The sequence below is a fragment of the Klebsiella sp. MS 92-3 genome (assembly GCF_000195655.1).
Taxonomy (GTDB): Bacteria; Pseudomonadota; Gammaproteobacteria; order Enterobacterales; family Enterobacteriaceae; genus Klebsiella; species Klebsiella pneumoniae.
The window spans coordinates 10,751-12,545 of record NZ_GL882751.1; the positions used below are offsets into that span (position 1 = coordinate 10,751).

Sequence of the window (1,795 nt, forward strand, 5' to 3'; positions counted from 1 at the left end):
CCCCCGCCGGTGAGCGGCACGGCCGCGCCGGAGGTCATTCCTGTCGCTCCGGTCTGGGGAGGCGATCTGAATCTGGCGCAGATGGGGATGCCGGACGGGATTATCCTCAGCGGCGGCCAGCGACAGGGTGGGGTCAGCTTTACCCTGCCTGCCGATCAGGTGGTGATCCATTCGCAGCTCAGCCTTGCCGTTCGCGTATCGCCGGAGATGGCGAGCCGCAACGCCACCCTGCAGCTGATGCTCAACGGTCAACCGCTCGGCACGCTGCCGCTGGGCGCCGATGGCGAGGATGTCTCCCATTATCAGCTGGATATTCCGCCCGCGCTGATGGTCTCCAGCAATAACCTGAGCGTGAAGATCAACGATGGCGATACCCTGCAGTGCCAGCGTGACATTCATGATACGTCGCGGGTGACGGTGCTGCCCACGTCGCATTTCAGTTGGGAAAGCCAGCAGCTGAACATCAGCGACGACCTGAGCCACTTCCCGCGGCCCTTCTTTGACAGCATGCAGATGACCCCGGCGGACATTGCGGTCGCCTATGGGGCCAAGCCGTCGGCGGACGTCTTCAGCGCCGCGGCGCTGATCTCCTCCTGGCTGGGTATCCAGGCGGACTATCGCGGCATCGCCTTCAGCGCTCTGCGCGACCGTCTGCCGGAACGCCACGGCATCGTGATTGGCCATCCGGGGGAGCAGGTGGGCGGCATGATGCTGCCGGAAACCGATAAGCCGCTGCTGCGCATCATCGCCAACCCCACCAATCCGGCCTATAAACTGCTGCTGATTGTCGGCAAAAACGATACGGCGCTGCGCATGGCCGCCTGGCGGTTAACCCGCGGCAACTTTGCGCCGCAAACCGCGACGCTGGATGTCGAACCGCAGACCATCCCGGTTGGCAAAGCATATGATGCCCCGCGCTGGATCCCCACCGATCGTCCGGTCAAGCTCAGCGAGCTGCTGCGTAAGGATCAAAGCCCGACCGTCAGCGGCGTCTGGCACGAACCTTTACGTATCGCCTTCCGCGCCGCGCCCGATCTCTATCTGTGGGATGGAGAGACCATTCCGCTACAGGTTGGCTACCGCTTCCCGTCGGAAAGCTGGATTAATGAGGACAAGTCCTTGCTGAGCGTCACGCTCAACGGCACCTTCCTCAACAACTTGCCGATGAACAAGCAGGGGCCGCTGGAGAAAGTCTGGCGCTACCTCGGGGGCGATGCGCGCCAGGAGCGCTTTACCATCCCGCTGGCGCCTTACCTGATTTACGGCGATAACCAGCTGTCGATGTACTTCAATGTGGTGCCAAAGGACGATGTTCCATGTTCGGTGCTGCTGAATAACAATATCAAGAGCCGGATCACTGACGACTCCTGGATCGATTTGAGCAAGACGCGTCACTTCTCGCTGTTGCCCAATCTCTCCTACTTTGTCGGCGCCTCGTTCCCCTTCTCGCGGCTGGCGGACTATTCGCAGACGACCCTCCTGCTGCCGGCGGACCCGTCTGAAACCCAGGTGGCGACCCTGCTGAATCTGGCGGCACGCTCCGGGAACGCGACCGGCACCGCGCTGGCGAATAACCGCGTCGTGCTCGGGATGCCCACCGGCGGGGGGGATTTGCAGTCGCTGCGTGAACGTGACGTGCTGGCGGTCACCGCTCTCGATCAGCAGGCCTTTAACCAGAGCCTGCTGGCCGACTCACCCTACCGCCCGGTAGATAATGTGCTGAGCGTCCGCGAGCCAGACCTGTGGCAAAAAGTCCAGCGCCGGCTCACCGGCGACTGGACTTCCGCCCGCCTCG

Annotated in this window: 1 protein-coding gene; it reads left to right on the top strand. The window is 62.8% G+C overall.

What is annotated here, in order from left to right; all coding sequences use genetic code 11:
• A partial coding sequence (gene bcsB / locus HMPREF9538_RS22175; protein ID WP_009484209.1) for a cellulose biosynthesis cyclic di-GMP-binding regulatory protein BcsB occupies positions 1–1,795 on the top strand: 1,795 nt, incomplete at both ends.